Raw genomic sequence first — 19,885 nt, 5'->3', positions numbered from 1 at the left:
TTTATATAAATTTCAGGCTTTGGGGTGAGCATTTTTATACACCTCTTTTAGTTTGTCGATTGTATTGTGTGTATAAACCTGGGTAGCTGCCAGGCTGGAATGCCCGAGTAATTCCTTAACCGCATTGAGCTCGGCTCCATTATTAACCAGGTGGGTAGCAAATGTGTGCCGCAGCACATGCGGACTTTTTTTATCCAGTGTTGCTACTTCAGAAAGTAGTTTCTTAACCAGGAGATAGGCATATTTAGGATACATTTTTTTACCCTTTTCCGTAACCATCAATTCCGCTGCCGGTTGTTCAAACTCCTTTCTTTTTAGCGCTATATATTCCTGTATATCTTTTAATACATCCCTGGTAAGGGGGAGACTACGCTCTTTATTACCCTTGCCCAAAACTTTAAGCTGCTGCCTGCTAAAATCAACCTGGCTTTCCTTCAGGTTAATCAGCTCGCTTAAACGCATTCCTGTAGCATAAAAAAGCATCATCAACATTTTCTCATTCAGGGTTTTCCAGTCTTCTGTGGCAATACCTACTCTTTCCTTCAATACCATAACATCATCTTCTTTAATAAACACAGGTAAGCGCCTACTCGTCTTAGGAGTAACAATTTTAGCCATAGGATTGGCCTGGATATTTCCGTGTTTGAGATGATATTTAAAAAAAGACTTAAGCGTAGATATCTTCCGGTTAATACTCCGTGAGGTAAGTTTATTCTCTTTGAGGTCAGCCAACCAGCTTCTTACATGTTGGTAATTCAATTCAGTAAAAGAAATACCATCGAATATACGTAGCAAAAACAAGTTAAAATCCTTCAAGTCGGTGTTGTAGGCCAATATCGTATGCTGTGAAAATCTTTTCTCAAATTTTAGAAAATTGATAAAAGTGTCGATTTGCTTATTAAGTGTATCCGTATCAGGCATAAAAAAAGTCCTACAATAATGTAGGACTGCAATTTATTTAAAATCTTATTCTAATTATAATTCGATTTTACCGCTGGCGATCTGCTGCTTGTAAACGGCTTTCAAAACCTCTCCACGGCGTTTCACAGATGGCTTTGTAAAGCTTTGACGTTCACGCAATTGTAAAAGAACCTTAGATTTTTCAAATTTCTTCTTGTACTTTTTCAGCGCTTTATCAATGTTTTCGCAGTCTTTAGAATCAATAATTAACATAATTTATATACCTCCTTTGGTAAATTTTTTAAGAGTGCAAAGATAGTATATTCTTTTTTACAAACAAATATTTTGGATATTATGTTATTGTGTAGAAATTAGCGCCATGTTTACAGGTATTATTGAAGCCTCAGGAATAGTAAAAAAAGTAGCCGTTGTAGGCAGTAATAAAACTTTCTGGGTAGAAAGCCCTATCAGTCACGAGTTAAAGGTAGACCAAAGTATAAGTCATAACGGTGTATGTCTCACCGTAGAATCTGTAGCGGGAAGCATCCATTCGGTGACAGCAATTGACGAAACCTTAAATAAAACCAACCTGGGCACATTGAAGGAGGGCGATTTATTAAACCTGGAGCGCTGTATGATCATGAACGGACGACTTGATGGGCATATCGTACAGGGGCATGTAGATGGCACGGCGCGATGCATTGCTGTATCAGAAAAAGAAGGCAGCTGGGAATACGAATTCCAGTTTGACGAAAAGTTTGCTCCGCTGGTTATAGAAAAAGGGTCGGCTTGCATTAACGGTATCAGTCTAACCGTCTTTGAGGTCAAAAGAACAAGCTTCAAGGTAGCAATTATCCCTTATACCTACAATCACACCAATATTAAACAGGTATCGGAAAATAGTATTGTCAATATCGAATTTGACGTGATAGGAAAATATATTATGCGTAGTAACGAACTGAATCAACACTTCTGAGATGCGGTATTGGTATCTAACGGTGTAAACCACCACAGTTCAGAAAAATTTCCTTTTCGGGTAAATACACTAGCAGGTATCACTAAGGTTTGCTACTTCTGCCGCCTGTCATTTTTTTTCAGTATTATTTCTTTTGTTACATATTTTTGTAGCTTGTTTAAATAAGAAGCGATGAATCTAAGACCCATTCCAACGGTTGAGAGTATTTCTCCCAGCGACTTTAAAACGAACTATTACAACACCAATCAACCGCTGATCATTAAGGGACTTGCAAAGCAATGGTCAGCCTACAACAAGTGGAATTGGGATTATTTTATTGACATTGTGGGAGAAAAAGAAGTAGGTGTATACAACAATGTAAAGAGTGATTCTTATACACCTATTAACACGGCAGACGCCTACATGAAATTTGGCGAATACCTGCAAATGGTGAAAAAAGGGCCTGTTGACCTGCGCATTTTCCTCTTCAATATATTTCAGCATGCGCCACAGATTGTACAGGATTTTACCTGGCCGGATGAATACATGAAAGGCTTTGTGAAAAGATTCCCGATGTTATTTGTAGGCGGAGAAGGCGCCATTACACATATGCACTTTGATATAGACCTCAGCCATATTTTACATACGCAGTTTGCGGGACGTAAGAGGGTATTATTATTTCCTTTTGAAGAGCAGCACAAACTATACAGGAAACCCTGGGAAGTATTAAGCCTGGCCAACTATGCGAATTATAACGAACGATTTGATTACGAGAATTTTCCTGCCGTAAAGCTGGCTAAAGGCTTCGAAGCGGTACTGGAGCACGGAGATACTTTATTTATGCCTGCAGGATACTGGCATCATATGGAGTATATTGATGCCGGCTTCGCCATGAGCCTTCGCGCCTTACAAAGCAGCATCGGTGGTAAACTAAATGGCGTATGGAATCTATTTGGCATGCGCAATATCGACACCCTGATGAAAAAAACTGCCCCCAAATGGTGGTACGACCGTAAGAAAGAAAAATTATACCAATATGCGGCTAAGGAACTGGCCGCAGCTAAATAATCATCCCATTTTTAAAAATATGGTGTAAAGGTTTATGCAATCTTTCATTTTTGACCAGATTGTGTTTTAAACCCGATAGGATTACGGGGCCTGGGACGCATTTTTTCATCCATGATTTCTTTGATCAATTCAAAAATCGTTTCGATTTCGCCATCATGCATTTTTACATCATGGCCAATACCAAGAAGTTTACGATCCAGTTTTTCGAGCTTTAATAAGATTTCCCTATTTGCCAGCATTGACTCCCTGAGTTTTGTAAATACCCTCATAATGCGAATATTTACTTCTATAGCGATATCACTATTGAGTACGCCAGATAGCATTGCTACACCTTGTTCCGTAAAAACATTTGGCAATTTACGTAAACCCATTTTTTCTTTATTGGATATCACATTTTGAGACTTCCAATTATCAAGTTCCTCTTCTGTCATTTGGAACATAAAATCTTCAGGAAATCTCTTTAGATTTCTTTTTACGGCCTGATTCAAAATCCTTGTTTCCACTCCATACATTTCAGCCAGATCTCTGTCAATCATCACTTTCTGATTTCTGATCTGTAATATTTTTGACAGCAGAAGGTCGTCGGTTATTAATACATCGTTTTTCATGCGGTTATTTGTTTATTTATGGTTGTTAGCTATCCCAAATTTACTAATCTTTCTACATTTTCTGAATTTCCAGGTTATTGCGAGCATATGAGTATCGAAACCCTGGAAAAATCACCCCGGTACTTGACTAAAGAACTGGCCACAGTTACGTAATTACCTCTCTATACTTTTAAGTTGTAGAAAAGTTTAATAGCGTTCTACTTTTGTGTGGTTTGTGTTTGAAACCCGATGGGATTGCGAGGACGGGGACGCATTTTTTCTTCCATGATTTCTTTGATCAATTCAAAAATCGTTTCGATTTCGCCATCATGCATTTTTACATCATGGCCAATACCAAGAAGTTTACGATCCAGTTTTTCGAGCTTTAATAAGATATCCGGATTGTCCATTAGCGCTTCCCTCAACCGAACGAAAATGTCGATAATTTTTAAGCTCACTCCGATAGCTTTCTTACTCTTTAACACATTGGCCAACATCAGTACACCATGCTCCGTAAAAGCGTTAGGCGATGAGCCGCCCAAAATCTGCCTGGATGGTATCGCATTTTGCGACACCATCAATTCCACTTCTTCCTCAGTAAGTTTGAATGCGAAATTTTCAGGGAAGCGATCGGCATTACGTTTCACCTGCTCATTTAGTCTTCTGGTTTCCACTCCATACATTTCAGCCAGATCTCTGTCAATCATCACTTTCTGATCTGTAATATTTTTGATAACAGGAGGTCGTCGGCTATCAACATTTCGTTTTCATGCGGTTATTTGTTTATTTATGGTTGTTAGCTATCCCAAATTTACTAATCTTTCTACATTTTCTGAATTTCCCATGCGATCACAGGGTACACGTAGCATTTCAGCATGCCTCCGCCAAAAATGCATTACTTTCGCGGCCTTAGAAAAGAGGATATTGCAATGAGCGAACCTAACGTACAAGTATATACAGGCAGTAATTGCATCGAAGTACAATACTATTTCGAAGAAGAAACGCATTTAATGGATGCCTTAGTTCAAAATAAATGTGAGTATGAATTACTGGCATTGATCAAAGAAGTAGCAGCACGTTTCCGGCTGAGTATTCATATAGAAACAGCACCGTTGGCTGAAAAAGGATTCAGGTGGCGCTTTAAAGTAGCTTTAAAAAAAGATAACAAAACCGGCCCGGTTGCCATTACCATTGCTACCGCTGTTTTGGTAGCCATGATCGCTAATCCGTTAGCTACTTCGGGCAGCGAAGAGGCAAAACAGCTCATCGACCAGTTAACTGCAACACCCGAATTTGAACAGTTTACTGAAGAGAAAACGAAAACATTGATTGAAAAAAGGATACAGCAAATGATCGCCAGCTGTAGCAACCTGGATGCCAGCAATGTGCTGAAAAAACGCCGCTCCAATTTCTTTGAGCTCCTGAAAAAGTATCCCCGGATTAATAGAGTGCAACTGACCGCTTTAGATGAACAGCGTTCTAAAATAACCCAGGAAAAAACAATCACGCGGCAACAATTCGAGCAACAGATATTAACCTCGGATGTACTGGAGCCTGAAGAGATTGACAATGTAGACATAGAAATTGTATCTCCCGTACTCAAGAAAAGTAATTATAAGTGGGTGGGCGTTTACAATGGTAAAGCCCGTTCATTTACCATGCTATCTAAAGAATTTAAAAAACTGGTCCAATCCGGTAAAGTAGAGTTTAAAAACGGCACCATTATTAATTGCCAGATATCCATCCATAAAAAGATCAACAGCGAAGGAACAGAACGGATTACAGGAATGACCATCGACAGGGTGAATCAATACTACGAGAACGACAAACCGGTTGAAACAAACGAAGGTAAAAAACAAAAGAAGCAGCCAGAGCAGGGACCTACACAACAATTAGCGCTGTTCATGTAGCAATTGCATCAATCAAAATTGCCGCTCTCTTTTAAAGTTGGTTATACTACTATAGGGAGGCATCATTCCATATCTGCCAGCTTAGTTCTGCCTGGCCTACCAGCATTTCGTAGCCATTTTTTATAGCAGCACCCTGCTGCTCCCCTTTTTGAAGAAATAGGGTCTTTGCCGGGTTATACACGAGATCATATAAGTAATTATCTGCAGTCAGATACTCATAAGGTATATCGGGAGCAGTATCTACTTTAGGAAAGCTACCTAAAGGGGTAGCGTTGATAATAAGCGGGTACTCCTGTACGATGGCTTTATTCAGTTCATCATAAGTAAAACCGGCGCCTTTGCTACGTGATACATATGCATACTCAATTCCAAGACTCTGCAAAACGAACAGCACGGCTTTGGCTGCGCCACCCGTTCCCAATATCAGTGCTTTCTTATGATTAGATTGAAGTTGAGGCAACAAGGATTGCTTGAAAGCAGGCGCATCTGTGTTGAACCCGGTTAGCTGCCCACCTGTTATTTTAATACAGTTACAGGCGCCTATTTCCCCGGCTTCTTTGTTCAAACCAGACAAAAACGGGATCACCTGCTCTTTGTAAGGAATGGTGACATTCAGCCCTTTCAGGCCAGGTTGTGTAGCCAGCACATCCTTTAGTAGAGAAATATTTTCAAGAGGAAATAATTCGTATGCGGCGTCAGCTATTCCTTCTTTTTCAAACTTTTCGGTAAAGTATTTTTTGGAGAAAGACTGTGCCAGCGGCATGCCGATGAGCCCGTACAAGTTCATCAGGCTGAAGTTTTCTTGTTCAGGTACAAATCAAAAGTATCGCCACGGAGTCCAATACGCATAGCTTCCAATGCTATTACTTCATTGGGTGGTATATTACCGAGATTTACATTGCATCCGATCAGTTCCAGAAAGTAAAGCTGCTGTGCTTTCTGAGGGGCTTCCCATACAATTTTCTCTGCGGGTATCTGTGTCAGAATTTCCTGTACTAAACCTTCGCGCACCTCACCACTGCCACGATATATGCCTACATTACCGGCTTCCCTGGCCTCTGCTATCACATAAGAAGAACCAGCTTCCAGTTCAGCGCGCATCAGCTCAATCCATTTATAGGGCGGTATGATATGGGTTGCGTCTTTACTCCCAACTTCACTTAATACAGTGCCGTGCTTAGTAAGCTTTTCTATATAACCGCACTTTTCTGCGTGGGGTATTTCAATTGATCCGTCGCTTACCTCCATGTAGTCAATGCCAAAAGATTTGCAGGTATCAATATAATCCTGCATCTGGTTGCGTACCAGGTAGGCTTCAAACAAGGTGCCGCCAAAATAAACAGCCATACCATGCGACTTATATAAAGCTATCTTCTCTTCAAGTCTGGGTGTAACTACAGCTGTACCAAAACCCAGCTTCACAATATCTACATGCGGCTGCGATACATCCATAAAGTTTTTAGCTTCTTCAAGGCTAAGGCCTTTATCCATCACCATTGTAAGACCAGCGGTTCGAGGTTGTTGATTCCTTTCTGGTAGTTGAGTCAGATTAAACTTCATTCCCTAATTCAAATTAGTGTAGCGGCAAATGTATTATATATTGTTCAATAATAGGAAAGATAATGAGCGATATCAATATAAACCCCATATTATAAAACACGGGGTATAACAAAAAACTATTTGTTGCTTTTGCGCTTTTTATACTTTAAAATGAGATCTGCTACCTGCTGATGCTGAAGCATAGAGGGATTGATCTGTATGATTTTTTTTAATTGAGCTGGTGCATCTGTCAATGCTTCTTCCAGATACAGCAGGGCTTCTTTTCTTTTTCCCATTACAAAGTACAAGAGCGCTTTGTAATAAGTAAATACGGGTTTGTTTTTCGTCATCATAACCGCATTATCCAACTGCTTTAACGCTTCTTCATAGTATCCCGTATCATACAGGCACTTAATAAGCGCTTCCCAACCAATAGCCGATTTCGGCTTCAACCTTACCACATTGGTAAAATATTGAATCGCTTCCTTTGTAAAACCCAATTGCATTTTACACTCGCCCATGAGAATATTATATTCAGCCTTATTGCGCTTGAGTTTTAAAGCCGTCTCCAGCTGTTTTATACACAATTCATATTTCTCTTCCTTGTAGTAAGTAAATGCCATTTTATAGGCCAGGTAACCTACTTCCGGATTCAAATGCGAAGCTTTACGATAATAGAACCGGGCCTGGGCGTAATTTTTCATCTTCTCATAACAATAACCAATGGCCTCATAAATCACATCTTCCGGCTTGGAAAGCTCCAATACTTTTTCGAGGCTTTCTATGGCATCCTTATACTTCCTAAGGCGTATATAGGCATCGCCGATATTACGATAAGCGTAATCCATTTTCTCGTCAATAACCAATGCATATTGGTAGGCATCTATTGCTTTCTCGTATAATTTAATACCCTGAAAAGCGGCACCCAGGTTAAACCAGGCGAGCTCATTATAAGGGTAGTCGTCAATTATTTTCTTATGGATCTCTATACTCTCCGCATTACGCCCGGTATAATCAGTCCAAAAGCATATTTTATAAAGCGCTTCTTCATTATCCGGCTCCTGCTGAAGAATCTCTTTCAAACAATCAAAAACTTTGTCGAAATCTTCATAGTCATCATAAACATCCGCCAGCTCAAACAACAACTCCACCCTGTCTTCACCTTCAAACAGCTCAAGCGCTTCGTTCAGCAAAGCAACAGCTTCCTCCTGGCGATCCAATGCCAGGAAGACCTCCGTTTTTAAAATATAGATATCAATATTACTGTTGTCAAAAATAGCCGCCTGCTCCAACAGCGTAAGCGCATCATCGTATTGGCGCCGGTTTAGCAACAGATCAGCCTTTTTAATAAGCAGGGATGCCGAATAGGGAAACTGCTCGGTTGCGATCTCTACAGCCTGATAAGCCTTTATATATTGTTCCTGTGACTCGAAATGCTCGATAATTTTCTCGAAAGCTTCTTCTTCCAGGTAAGAACTGCCTCTTCCCTTTCTCAGGTTTTCATATCGTTGCAACAGTTCATCTAATTCCTGGTCTTCCTCTTCGTTGTGTTGTGAAAATTCTCTCATAATAATCTTCTTTAAATATTAAAACTGTCCGACCGAACTATTAACAATTACTAATTTATACCAGTTCAACAACTAAACCATAACTAAGTTTTCCTCCTATTGTGAAAAACTATTCCGGCCCGATATTTGACCATTTAACAATTGTTAATAAAAATTTAAAATTTATTATACATTCTCATAAAATTTCGTATCTTTGTATTGTCTTTAAATCATACGTTATGCTAAAGGCCATTATTTTTAACTTTCTGTTTCTCTTTTCATTATCTGCAGTGGCATTTGCAGAGGGGGAAGCAGTTGCCGATGATTTCGGTAAAGAAAAACCCAAAAATTTTTCACTAGACAATAAATCATCGAAGCAGTTGCATTCTTTTTCATTACGATCGGGCATGTATTTTAAAGGTGAAAACCTTATCAATACTGAATCGACAGCTAATGCAACTTATTCAAACCTGAATATTATGAGTTTCCAGAAGGGGCAAAATACCTATCTGCTCCCTTATAAAAAGAAAGCGATTTTGAACAAGCTTACTTTTAATCCAAATGAAATATTGCGTAATTATTCAGGCAGATAAAAAAAAATTTCACATAAAAAAAATCCCGGTTCTGCCGGGATTTTTTTTATCTGTTATTCTGCATTTTAAATTCGGTATAGGACATTACCCGATACCCGGTTTTGGGTATATCAAACTTAGCCAGGGGCACGGGGTTAAACTCAATATTAGAAACAGTAAAAGTCACTTTATCATTCCCTCTTGCTGCATCGTATTGCATTGCCAACCCGGGCAAACCCTTGTTAATACTTTGAAAATTAGCATTAGTAGGAATTAACTCTTTCGTAAAGAAAACATTGAAAGTAGTTCCATCAGGAAGTTTGCCGGTTGCTTTCTGGCACTGGTAACCTGCAATTTTTTTAAACTCATTTTCGATCTTATACGTCACACTCTCATATCTCTTGTTAGAAGATTTCCACTCTGCTGCCGAATAGGTTATTAGAAATTTCTTTTTGCCATAGTCTTTGAAACTAGTAGCAGTGCCAGTTTTATCATCGTAAATAGTAACCTGCGAACCCAGCGAGCTTACAAATTCCGAACGGCTCAAATTTCCTTTTACAGACACAATATTCGTAGAGCCATCCAGCATATCGGCTTTTTGCGGGGTATTATTGTCTGTACTCACCACTATATCATAATATATCGTAGCTTCAGTTAGCTTTTTTTGTGCTACCGACAACTTAGCTGCTAATACAAGCGCCAGTACTGGTAAAAATCGAGTTTTCATTTTAGTTGAATTCAACATGATCTATAGACGCTACAAGATAAACAATAAGTTGCTTAAAAAAAATCCGGGTTACAAATAACCCGGATTTTACTGCTATTAATTATTTCTTATTTTGTCGTTGTTGCATTTGCTTTTGCTGTTCCTGCATTTGCTCCAGGCGTTCCTGCCATTTAGACTTTCCTTTCGGTTTTTTGCGATTGGCCTCGATTTTTGCCAGGATCTTATCATGATCGATAATGTAATTCTGGATAATAAACTGCAGCACCAGTGTAATGATATTCGATACAGTATAGTACCAGGTAAGTGCCGATGGAAGCTTATTAAAGATAAACAACAGGAATATTGGCATGATATAAGGCATGTACTTCATCATCGGATTATTCTGATCCGGCGTCATGCTCATGCTGTATAACGAAATTAACAAGCTGGTTACCACGGCTGCAATGGTAAATAAACTCAAATGGTCTCCTAACAACGGAATATTGAATCCAAATTTAATTGGCGCATCATACGCTGAAAGATCCTTGGTCCATAAGAAATCCACTCCCCTCAAATCCACATTGGCGCTGAAAAAGCTATACAAGGCAAAGAAGATAGGAATTTGCAATAAAGCAGGAATACAACCTCCTAAAGGATTTACACCCGCTTCCCTGAATAATTTCATTTGATCCATACTCATCGCCTGCTGATCGTCGCCATGTTTTTCCTTTAGTTTAGCTATTTCCGGCCTTAATGCCTTCATCTTGGCGCCGCTTAAATAGCTGCTATAGTTTAAAGGAGAAATCAGGAGCCTGATAATAAGCGTCAATAATGCGATAATAATACCATAGCTGGATACAAAGCCTTTGAAGAAATTGAAAATCGGGATCACCACAAACTGGTTCAGAGGCCTTACAAAAGCATAAATACCCTGGCCCAGGTTGACCAGTTTACTCAATCCGCCACCTTCTTTTTTCAGGATATTATAGTCAGAAGGACCATAAAACAGGCTTAACGGTACAGTTGCAGTAGCAGCGGGGTTTACAGACACACGCATATTAGCAGTAGACTGAGAAACAATATGGCTGTTACTTTCAGGCATGCTCCATTCCATTTTTCCGCCTGAAAACTTATTCTTTGCTATTAAAAAAGTGTTGAAGAAACGTTGCCTCACGCCTACCCAATCTACAGATTTCCCAAACTCAACAATATTAGTTTTTCCAATGGTATGATAGTCGAAGCTACCATCTTCCATGTAACCTACCTGAGTGTTCTGTTTCTCAAACTCGATATCGGCTTCCTGCTGGTGTGCCTCATACTGCCATAAAAGGTTCAGGTTACCCTGCGTAAGCAACTGTGCCGGCTGAGTTAAAGAAATATTGAGATCAATTTTATACGCGTCGGGGTAAATAATATACTGGTGTGTAATATAGGTGTTGCTTTGAGCACTATCACCACCTTTTAGCTCAAAACTAACCAATTGAGAACCTGAAGGTCCCTGCTCTACCCTACCGTTGCTGAAAAACAAGTCGGCGGTTTGTGAACTTTGATTAGCTGCAGTATTAATTGCGTAGCTGATCTTATTAAAATCTGAAGCAGCCAGTTTAACAGGTTGCTGTGTCTCCGAATTTTTAAAGTTTTTAAGCTCTACATACTTAGGTTGCCCACCTTTATTGGTAAAAGCCACTTTAAACACGCTGTTTTCTGCAAATACCAACTGTTCCTGTCCATTAGCAGCTTGTTGAAACATTCCTGCCCGGGTAATATTTAACTGGGAATCAGCCTTTAAAGCGTTCAGGCGTAGGGCTGCTGAATCTACTTTAGGCTGCATGGCCTTAGCAATGGAGTCTTGCCTGGCCTGCTCTGCACGGGCCGCGGTCTGCTGTTTTGAATTGTAGACAAAATAAAAGATAAAAAGCACCGCCAGGAGAGAAAAACCGATGACGGTATTACGATCAAACTTCATTATGAGCTGTAATTTTTTGTCCGAAGAACCCCTTCGGGAAGGCGCAAAGATAAGCATTGTAAAACAGGATCAATGGCTTTTTGGAAAGATAATAAGAGCCCGGAGCTGATAAACGCCACATACATATATTTTATTGAGGATATGAACGGATGTACAGAATCAGCTATTTTTATTAAAAATTTAAACTATGCCTATAAGAATGACGGATGATCCGGATGGACAGGACAATGATTACAATAATGACCGAGGCGGCGGGGGCTCAGGATCTGGCGGAGGTGGCGGTCTTTTTGCGTTACTACCCTTACTGTTGAGCTTATTCAGAGGCAAAAAGATCATATTTCTTCTGGTAATAGGTGCCGCACTGTGGTTTTTTATGGGCCGCGGAGGTGGTGGCTGTGGCAACCTGAACATTGGCGAGGTAGCACAACAGCTGTTTTCACAAAGCGGTTACAGTTATAACCCCAACGAATTCAACAAGGCCTCTATTTATGAAGGGCTGGAAGATAACAACAGCAAAAACCCTTTACCCGAAGCGGTATCCCTCCTTCGTTTTGCGCCGCGCCGTGGCGACCAGGGAGAGCAAGGCAGTTGTGTGGCCTGGAGCAGCGCTTATGCAGCACAAACCATTTTAACCGCAGCAGCAACCGGGAAAGACCCCAATGCTATTGCCTTCAGTCCCTCTTATTTATACAACCAGATACGACTGGGAGATGACTGCCAGGGATCTTATATACAACGGGCTATGCAGGCAATGAAAGCTAACGGTGGTGTACCACTTAGCCAATACCCTTACAGCGACCAGGATTGCAGCCGCACACCCGATGGCAGCGCTATACAGGCAGGCAGACAAAACCTGATTCATGGTTTTACCCGGTTGACAGAAGGTGACAATTTAAACCAGATCAGTGTTCGGGCGGTAAAAGAGCACCTTTCAAAGGATGCCCCTGTAGTTATTGGAATGATGGTGGGACAAAGTTTTATGCAAGGAATGATGGGCAAAGACCTCTGGCAGCCCCAGGGCGCCGATCAATCGCAGGTAGGACTGGGCGGCCATGCCATGTGTGTGATTGGATATGACGACAAGAAATATGGAGGTGCGTTCCAGATTATGAATAGCTGGACACCCCAATGGGGAAATAATGGTATTGCATGGGTGCGTTACGGAGATTTTAAAGAATATGTACGTGAAGCTTATGGTATAGATCCGCTCACTAAATCATCTGCAGTGGCATCTTTACCACTGGAGTGCAATATTGGCCTGGTTGACAATTCCAATAAACAATATATCAAACTGAAATCTACCGGAAATAATACTTTCCAGACAGCGGCACCCATTGCAGCAGGTACCCGTTTCAAAATGGAAGTAAAAAACTCTACTGAGTGTTATATTTACATATTCGGGCAGGAAACCAATGGCAGTAGCTATGTGCTATTCCCTTACTTAAAACCCGGAGAAACTTTATCCAAACATTCGCCCTATTGTGGCATTACAGGTTACCGCCTGTTTCCTAAATCTCAATCGCTGGAAGCAGATAATGTAGGTAACCGGGATTATATGGCCATTGTAACCAGCAAAAAAGAGCTTAATTACAATCTCCTCAATGAAGCCATTAATAACAGTACGCAAAGCAATTTTGCAGCCAAGGTAAACGAGGCGTTGAAAAACTCGCTGGCTTCATCCAGCCAGACAGCTACAGCTGACGGAAGAATCTACTTTAAAGTGAACGCCAATGCCAACCAGGCGGTGGCAACTATAGTAGCGTTTGATAAAAAATAAGTTTACGTCATTTCATATTGAATGTGTAAAATGGGTAGGCAGTTTGCTTACCCGTTTTTATTTAAACCACGCCACTTTTAAAACACCAGCAAGTTCAACTTGACAACAATCATTTACTAATATGATTGGAGTCAACAGTCTGCATATGGTTTAGGTGTTGTTTTGCAGTTCATTTAAAGTTAATACTTGAGCAACACAACGGCACACATCACAACCACCTGTTACCATTGCGGCGATTCCTGCAACGACACCCATCTTAGAATTGATGAAAAAGCTTTTTGTTGCGCGGGATGTAAACTGGTGTATGAAATTCTCAATGAAAACAACCTGTGTGCGTACTACGACTTAAATGTTCATCCGGGAAGCCAGCAATTACAGCAGAGGCGAAAAAACAAATTTGCTTACCTGGATAAAGAGGAAATTACCGGCCGGCTGGTATCTTTTTCTGACGGGCAACAATCTCATATAACCTTCCAGGTTCCGCAAATACATTGCAGCAGCTGCCTTTGGTTGCTGGAGCACCTGGATCAACTTCAACCCGGCATCTTATCGGCCAGGGTCAACTTTGTGAAGAAAGAGGTCTTCGTCATTTTCGACAACCTCAAAACCACCCTGAGAGAAGTGGTGGAAACGATGAATGCTATAGGATACGAACCCTATCTTAGCCTAAGCGCTACCCAATCGGGTCGTAAGATTAGCTATTCCCGTGTAACTCAAATAAGCATTGCTGGATTCTGTTTCGCTAATATTATGATGCTGAGCCTGCCTGAATATTTTTCAGTAACCAATTACCTGCAGGAGAAAACCGGAACGGCATTCCGATATATAGCCCTGCTGCTCTCCCTCCCGGTATTCTTTTATTGTTCCAGGGAATTTTTCAGCAATGCTTACAGCTCCATCAAAACAAGATATTTAAATATAGACAGTTCTATTGCCCTGGCAATCCTGCTCACTTTTGGCCGGAGTCTATACAACCTATTGGTGTTGGATGGCAACACCTATTTCGATAGTATGAGCGGCATTGTTTTCTTTATGCTGGTGGGTAGATGGGCGCAGGACCGAACCCAGCAATCGCTGATTTTCGACAGGGATTACAGGTCTTTCTTCCCCATTGCCGTTAACGTAAAACGAACCAATGGTTTTGAACCCATAATGATTCATGAGCTGAAAGAAAAAGATATTATAGAAGTATTCGACCAGGAAATTATACCTGCTGATGCTGTTTTAGCCAAAGGCAAGGCGCTGATCGACTATAGCTTTGTTACAGGAGAAAGCCTGCCTAAACCAATAGAGCCCGGTTCACTCATTTACGCGGGCGGCAAGCAGTTGGGAGAACGCATTGAACTAATGGTGTTAAAGAAATCAGACCAGGGCTACCTTACCAACCTATGGAATAAAGAGGGCAAGAGAGATCCGGCAGCGAACAGCAATCTTCATCGTATCAGTAATTACTTTACCCTGGTTGTGTTTGCGCTAACCCTTGCCAGCGCCGTATTCTGGCTAACCCAGGGAGCTTATACAACTATGTGGAATGCGCTTACCACCACGTTAATTGTAGCCTGCCCCTGTGCCTTACTCCTTGCATCTACCTTTACCAACGGCAATGTAATGCGCATACTAAGCAGGTCGGGGATCTTTCTGAGAAATTCGGACGTGATTACCGATATGTCGGGCATTACCCATGTGGTATTAGACAAAACGGGTACTATCACCATCAATAAAAATTTCCGTATCAATTATAACGGGAAAGTACTGACAGAAGAAGATAAAGAACTGACCGCCTCTCTCTGCCGGCATTCTACGCACCCCTTGAGCAAGGCAGTGTACAATCATTTAAAAACAAAGACTCTTCACCCCGTTGATAGCTTCATCAATGTTCCGGGGAAAGGTATTGAGGGGTGGATCAATGACCGGCATATTAAAATCGGTAATAAGATATTTGTTCAGCCCGGGGCTATCGATTCTGACACCATTAACACCAGCAAAGTTTTTGTGTGGATTGACGGTGTCATCCCCGGAGTATTTGAACTGGAGAATATATATCGCCCGGGCCTTACCACCTTACTAAAGGACCTGAGGAAAAAATTCCAGCTATCCATTTTAAGCGGCGACAACAGTGCTGAAAGCGCCCGGCTCCGCGCAATGACCGGGGGGAGCAGGGAAATCTATTTTAATCAATCGCCCGAAGACAAATACAATTATATTACCGCACTACAGACCAACGGCGCAAAAGTACTGATGGCCGGTGACGGTTTGAATGATGCAGGAGCGCTTCGGAAAAGTGATGTAGGTATAGCAGTTATGGAAGGCAGCAACTCCTTTACACCTGCATCAGATGCCATCATTAGCGGAACAGCTTTACCTCAGCTCACAGGCATCCTGGCTTTTGTCCAAAAAGCCAAACGCATCATACTGGTTAGTTTTACAGTATCTATCTTTTATAACATCATTGGCCTCTACTTTGCCTTACAAGGCCTGTTAGCGCCCGTGATTGCCGCTATCTTAATGCCGGCCAGTACCATTAGCATTATCCTAATTACATTTCTACTATCAGAATGGTATGGCAGGAAACTACTCCGCCTGTAAAATGACATATATCATATAGTCGTCTGTTTCAAATCAAGTTTCTCCAGCATTGTTAAAGTGACCTTTGTGTGACAAATGAGCATCATTGTTATTACAGCTATTGCCAGTTTATTGATTGCCGGAGTTTTCCTGGCAGCACTGATATGGAGCATTAAAGATGGTCAATATGAAGACGACTATGCTCCTCCCAACCGTATACTATTTGATGAAAACAATACAAAAAACAAATAACCAAAGCACATGGAGTTAGAAAAATTTAGTTACGACAACAAAATTCCTAAGATGTTTGCAATTGCTACCGTCACCTGGGGTGTGGTAGGCATGTTGGCAGGAGTGCTGGCAGCTTTTCAACTGGCCTTCCCTGCTTTGAATTTCAGTTTAGAATTCACCACTTTTGGTCGTGTTCGCCCGGTGCACACTAATGCGGTTATTTTTGCCTTTGTAGGTAATGCTATTTTTACGGCTGTATATTACTCTATGCCAAGGCTGCTAAAAACACCCATGTGGAGCAGTGCACTTAGTAAAATTCATTTTTGGGGCTGGCAGCTTATTATCGTTGCTGCTGCGGCTACACTGCTTGCAGGATTTACAACTTCAAAAGAATATGCAGAACTGGAATGGCCTATTGATATCGCTATTACGCTTATATGGGTAGTATTTGGTATCAATATGATGGGCACTATTCTTACCCGAAGGGAAAGGCATTTGTATGTGGCCATCTGGTTTTACCTGGGATCCTGGATAACCGTTGCCCTTCTGCATATTGTCAACTCCTTCGAAATGCCCGTATCCGGCCTTAAAAGCTACTCCTGGTATGCGGGTGTACAGGATGCATTGGTGCAATGGTGGTACGGACATAATGCGGTGGCCTTTTTCCTTACCACGCCATTCCTGGGTATGATGTACTACTTCCTGCCCAAAGCCGCAAATCGCCCCATCTATTCTTACCGGTTAAGTATTGTACACTTCTGGAGCCTGATTTTCATTTATATATGGGCCGGCCCTCACCACCTGTTATATACGGCATTACCGGAGTGGGCTCAATCATTAGGCACCGCGCTTTCAATTATGCTTTTATTGCCCAGCTGGGGTGGTATGCTGAACGGGTTATTTACGTTAAGAGGCGCCTGGGATAAAGTGCGTGAAGACCCTGTTTTGAAATTTATTGTAGTAGCTGTGATCTGCTATGGTATGGCTACGTTTGAGGGCCCGATGCTTTCATTGAAAAACGTAAATGCTATTTCGCATTATAGCGACTGGACTGTTGCTCACGTACACATTGGAGCCTTGGGTTGGAACGGCTTTTTAACATTCGGTATGATGTATTGGCTAATACCCAAAATGTTTAACACCACCCTTTTTTCCAGGAAACTGGCGGGCACTCACTTTTTGATCGGCACATTAGGTATTATCTTATATGCAGTACCCATGTACTGGGCGGCTTTCAGAAGCTACTTTATGATGAGTGCTTTTACTCCCGAAGGCCAGCTGCAATACCAGTTTATTGATGTGGTGCAACAAATGGTTCCTTTTTATGCACTGCGGGCTATTGGTGGTACTATTTACCTGGTAGGTGTGTTTTTAATGGTATACAATCTTATCAAAACAGCTAAACAAGGAACATTTATAGCCAGCGAAGAAGCCTGTGCTGCTCCTTTGACAAAGAACTATAAAGCACCTGTCAAAGCACACTGGCATTCCAAAATAGAACGCAAACCCGTTATGCTTTTAGTGTTAAGCTTGATAGTGGTAGCAATTGGAGGGATGGTAGAAATGGTGCCTACCTTTCTTGTAAAAGAAAACGTACCTACCATTACCAGCGTTAAGCCTTATACGCCACTTGAGTTGCATGGACGCGACATCTACATACAGGAGGGCTGTAACAACTGTCACACGCAAATGATCCGGCCTTTCCGCCATGAGGTAGCCCGCTATGGAGAATACTCCAAAGCAGGAGAGTTTGTTTACGATCATCCACATCTCTGGGGTAGCAAACGTACAGGACCCGACCTCGCCCGGATCGGCAGCAAATATCCGGATAGCTGGCATTTCAATCACATGCTGGATCCTACGTCTATGGCGCCCGGATCTGTAATGCCGCCTTATCCCTGGCTATTTGAAAAAACGATCAATATCGGAGCTACCAATTCTAAAATTCATGCCATGCGTAAGCTGGGTGCGCCTTATAAAGATGGCTACGAAGCCGACGCCGTGAACGATCTGAAAAAACAAGCAGAAGAGATCACTAAGAGGCTGGAAAAGGAAAAGATCAAAATCATGAGCGACAAGCAGATTATTGCTCTTATCGCCTACCTGCAAAGATTGGGCACAGATATCAAAAGCGAAGCACCTTCTACCAAATAGCAAAAGAATGTAGTAGCCGGGAGGCCCCGGCACTGCACTCTTTGCTCCAATAATTATAAAAATGAAATTCATTAATTATCTCGAAAAAATAAGCGGTGTTAGTATCTACCCTGTCATTTCATTGCTACTATTTACAGCCGTTTTTATATTGGTGATCATCTATGCAATGAGAGCCAGTCGCGACACAATAGCAGAAATGGAAAACATACCTCTTGATGATCAATAAAAGTAACTGCGATGAAAAAATTACAAACAACAAAAACATTTACGTTAGTCATATTGCTCTTTCTTGCGAACTCAGTTTCTTTGATGGCACAGGAACAAAGCGCGGCTCCTGCTTCACCGTCTTTTACACTCGATGCCAATTCGGTACTGATATTTGCTATCGCTCTGCTAGCGATGGTTATAGGTGTTCTGGGATATACCTTAATCGCCTCGCTCGATTTGTACAAAAAGAAAAAAAACAATAAAAATACTACCGGGCAGGTTGTCAAATCTTTACTGGTAGGATTTCTTTCCTTAGGTGCCTTACAGGCATTTGGCCAGGATGGCAGCGAAGCTGCGGCACCCGTAACAGGGAGCTTCTCCGATGTCCATATATTCAGATTCCTGCTGTTTGGTATCATAACACTGGAGCTCATTACGATATTTGTTCTGGTGTACTGGATCCGTTTTTTCACAGGCATTGAGGAGCTCCAAAGAGAAAAAGGGTTCGAGCGAAAAACAAAACTAAAAGATGCATCCTCCTGGTGGAGCCGTGTCAACAAGATGAAACCCATGGAAGAAGAGGCATCGCTTGATGTAGGTCATAGCTACGACGGTATCAAGGAGCTGGATAATGTAACGCCACCCTGGTTTACCATTGCCTTTATTGCTTCTATCATTTTCGGTATCGGGTACCTGTGGCATTATCATGTATCTAAAGCCGGGCCCAACCAGTATGAAGAATATGAAATTGCAGTAACCAAAGCCAATCTTGAAAAGGAAGCGTACATGAAGTTAAAAGGTGATGCTATTAATGAAAATACGGTAACCATGCTGGATGCTGCGGGTATTGACGCCGGTAAAGCATTATACACCAGCAACTGCTCTGCCTGCCATGGCAATGCCGGCCAGGGCGGTGTAGGCCCCAACTTAACCGACGACTATTGGTTACATGGCGGCAGCATTGGAGACGTTTTTAAAACGATCAAATTAGGTGTTGTAGAAAAAGGAATGATGAGCTGGAAAGATGTGTTTTCAGCTGAACAAATTGCGCAATTAGCCAGCTATATCAAATCTACACATGGTAGTAAACCAGCGGGTGCCAAAGAACCGCAAGGCGAGTTATATAAAGAAACACCCAAAACAGAAAATGCCGAACAGGCAAAAGCAGATACTACACAAACGGCCAAATTGTAAGCCGATA

General features: G+C 41.5%; 19 protein-coding genes. 10 read left to right on the top strand and 9 right to left on the bottom strand.

Features of this window, described 5'->3' with window-relative positions; translation table 11 throughout:
* Nucleotides 1-12: 12 nt before the first annotated feature.
* Both ACLOAU_RS12740 and rpsU read right to left on the bottom strand, forming a co-directional pair.
* Nucleotides 13-921: a tyrosine-type recombinase/integrase gene (locus ACLOAU_RS12740; protein ID WP_427862252.1), complete on the bottom strand. Its 909-nt coding sequence runs from the start codon at nucleotides 919-921 to the stop codon at nucleotides 13-15.
* Between the two features lie 54 nt (nucleotides 922-975).
* Nucleotides 976-1,173 (bottom strand): 30S ribosomal protein S21, encoded by a 198-nt coding sequence (gene rpsU / locus ACLOAU_RS12735; RefSeq protein ID WP_114789367.1) that lies wholly within the window; start codon nucleotides 1,171-1,173, stop codon nucleotides 976-978.
* 106 nt (nucleotides 1,174-1,279) lie between these two features.
* Here rpsU and ACLOAU_RS12730 point away from each other — a divergent pair, with 106 nt between their 5' ends.
* Together ACLOAU_RS12730 and ACLOAU_RS12725 are read left to right on the top strand one after the other, a co-directional pair.
* Nucleotides 1,280-1,876 carry a riboflavin synthase gene (locus ACLOAU_RS12730; RefSeq protein WP_427862251.1) on the top strand — a complete coding sequence of 199 codons (597 nt, stop codon included), beginning with the start codon at nucleotides 1,280-1,282 and terminating at the stop codon, nucleotides 1,874-1,876.
* Nucleotides 1,877-2,047: 171 nt separating this feature from the next.
* The gene (locus ACLOAU_RS12725) at nucleotides 2,048-2,923 is read left to right on the top strand and encodes a cupin-like domain-containing protein (protein ID WP_427862250.1); all 876 of its coding nucleotides are present in this window, start codon (nucleotides 2,048-2,050) and stop codon (nucleotides 2,921-2,923) included.
* 44 nt (nucleotides 2,924-2,967) lie between these two features.
* Here ACLOAU_RS12725 and ACLOAU_RS12720 read toward each other — a convergent pair whose 3' ends face one another.
* Nucleotides 2,968-3,531, bottom strand: coding sequence for an ORF6N domain-containing protein (locus ACLOAU_RS12720; RefSeq protein WP_427862249.1), 564 nt, complete (start codon nucleotides 3,529-3,531; stop codon nucleotides 2,968-2,970).
* Between the two features lie 197 nt (nucleotides 3,532-3,728).
* Nucleotides 3,729-4,235, bottom strand: a complete 507-nt coding sequence (locus ACLOAU_RS12715; protein WP_427862687.1) for an ORF6N domain-containing protein — start codon at nucleotides 4,233-4,235, stop codon at nucleotides 3,729-3,731.
* Nucleotides 4,236-4,400: 165 nt separating this feature from the next.
* Here ACLOAU_RS12715 and ACLOAU_RS12710 point away from each other — a divergent pair, with 165 nt between their 5' ends.
* Nucleotides 4,401-5,420 (top strand): hypothetical protein, encoded by a 1,020-nt coding sequence (locus tag ACLOAU_RS12710; protein ID WP_427862248.1) that lies wholly within the window; start codon nucleotides 4,401-4,403, stop codon nucleotides 5,418-5,420.
* Nucleotides 5,421-5,469: 49 nt separating this feature from the next.
* Here ACLOAU_RS12710 and ACLOAU_RS12705 read toward each other — a convergent pair whose 3' ends face one another.
* From ACLOAU_RS12705 to ACLOAU_RS12695, 3 genes are all read right to left on the bottom strand, one after another.
* The gene (locus ACLOAU_RS12705; RefSeq protein ID WP_427862247.1) at nucleotides 5,470-6,207 is read right to left on the bottom strand and encodes a shikimate dehydrogenase family protein; all 738 of its coding nucleotides are present in this window, start codon (nucleotides 6,205-6,207) and stop codon (nucleotides 5,470-5,472) included.
* The gene (locus tag ACLOAU_RS12700) at nucleotides 6,207-6,980 is read right to left on the bottom strand and encodes a phosphosulfolactate synthase (protein WP_427862246.1); all 774 of its coding nucleotides are present in this window, start codon (nucleotides 6,978-6,980) and stop codon (nucleotides 6,207-6,209) included. The genes ACLOAU_RS12705 and ACLOAU_RS12700 overlap by 1 nt, the downstream gene beginning before the upstream one ends.
* Nucleotides 6,981-7,096: 116 nt before the next feature.
* The gene (locus ACLOAU_RS12695; protein WP_427862245.1) at nucleotides 7,097-8,527 is read right to left on the bottom strand and encodes a tetratricopeptide repeat protein; all 1,431 of its coding nucleotides are present in this window, start codon (nucleotides 8,525-8,527) and stop codon (nucleotides 7,097-7,099) included.
* Nucleotides 8,528-8,745: 218 nt separating this feature from the next.
* Between ACLOAU_RS12695 and ACLOAU_RS12690 the strand changes: the two genes are divergently transcribed.
* Nucleotides 8,746-9,099, top strand: coding sequence for a hypothetical protein (locus ACLOAU_RS12690; RefSeq protein WP_427862244.1), 354 nt, complete (start codon nucleotides 8,746-8,748; stop codon nucleotides 9,097-9,099).
* Between the two features lie 46 nt (nucleotides 9,100-9,145).
* On the opposite strand, the gene ACLOAU_RS12685 is transcribed toward ACLOAU_RS12690, so the two are convergent.
* Nucleotides 9,146-9,805, bottom strand: coding sequence for a GLPGLI family protein (locus ACLOAU_RS12685; protein ID WP_427862243.1), 660 nt, complete (start codon nucleotides 9,803-9,805; stop codon nucleotides 9,146-9,148).
* A gap of 100 nt (nucleotides 9,806-9,905) precedes the next feature.
* A complete protein-coding gene (yidC, locus tag ACLOAU_RS12680; RefSeq protein WP_427862242.1) occupies nucleotides 9,906-11,750 on the bottom strand; it encodes a membrane protein insertase YidC in 1,845 nt (614 codons plus the stop codon).
* Between the two features lie 187 nt (nucleotides 11,751-11,937).
* Here yidC and ACLOAU_RS12675 point away from each other — a divergent pair, with 187 nt between their 5' ends.
* The 6 genes from ACLOAU_RS12675 (at nucleotide 11,938) to ACLOAU_RS12650 (ending at nucleotide 19,878) form a co-directional block, all read left to right on the top strand.
* On the top strand, nucleotides 11,938-13,527 hold the full coding sequence (locus ACLOAU_RS12675; protein ID WP_427862241.1) for a C1 family peptidase: 1,590 nt from the start codon (nucleotides 11,938-11,940) through the stop codon (nucleotides 13,525-13,527).
* A gap of 186 nt (nucleotides 13,528-13,713) precedes the next feature.
* Entirely contained in the window at nucleotides 13,714-16,113 is a 2,400-nt protein-coding gene (locus ACLOAU_RS12670; protein WP_427862240.1) for a heavy metal translocating P-type ATPase, read from the top strand.
* 75 nt (nucleotides 16,114-16,188) lie between these two features.
* Entirely contained in the window at nucleotides 16,189-16,344 is a 156-nt protein-coding gene (gene ccoS, locus ACLOAU_RS12665; RefSeq protein ID WP_240852533.1) for a cbb3-type cytochrome oxidase assembly protein CcoS, read from the top strand.
* Nucleotides 16,345-16,353: 9 nt separating this feature from the next.
* On the top strand, nucleotides 16,354-18,477 hold the full coding sequence (gene ccoN, locus ACLOAU_RS12660; protein WP_427862239.1) for a cytochrome-c oxidase, cbb3-type subunit I: 2,124 nt from the start codon (nucleotides 16,354-16,356) through the stop codon (nucleotides 18,475-18,477).
* 61 nt (nucleotides 18,478-18,538) lie between these two features.
* Nucleotides 18,539-18,703, top strand: a complete 165-nt coding sequence (locus ACLOAU_RS12655) for a CcoQ/FixQ family Cbb3-type cytochrome c oxidase assembly chaperone (RefSeq protein WP_427862238.1) — start codon at nucleotides 18,539-18,541, stop codon at nucleotides 18,701-18,703.
* 11 nt (nucleotides 18,704-18,714) lie between these two features.
* The gene (locus tag ACLOAU_RS12650; protein WP_427862237.1) at nucleotides 18,715-19,878 is read left to right on the top strand and encodes a cbb3-type cytochrome c oxidase N-terminal domain-containing protein; all 1,164 of its coding nucleotides are present in this window, start codon (nucleotides 18,715-18,717) and stop codon (nucleotides 19,876-19,878) included.
* Nucleotides 19,879-19,885: the final 7 nt, after the last annotated feature.

Origin of the sequence: Paraniabella aurantiaca, assembly GCF_050309965.1 — a bacterium.
GTDB lineage: Bacteria > Bacteroidota > Bacteroidia > Chitinophagales > Chitinophagaceae > Niabella.
The sequence above is the reverse complement of the archived record's forward strand: the minus strand, read 5'-3'. Positions and strand labels throughout refer to the sequence as shown.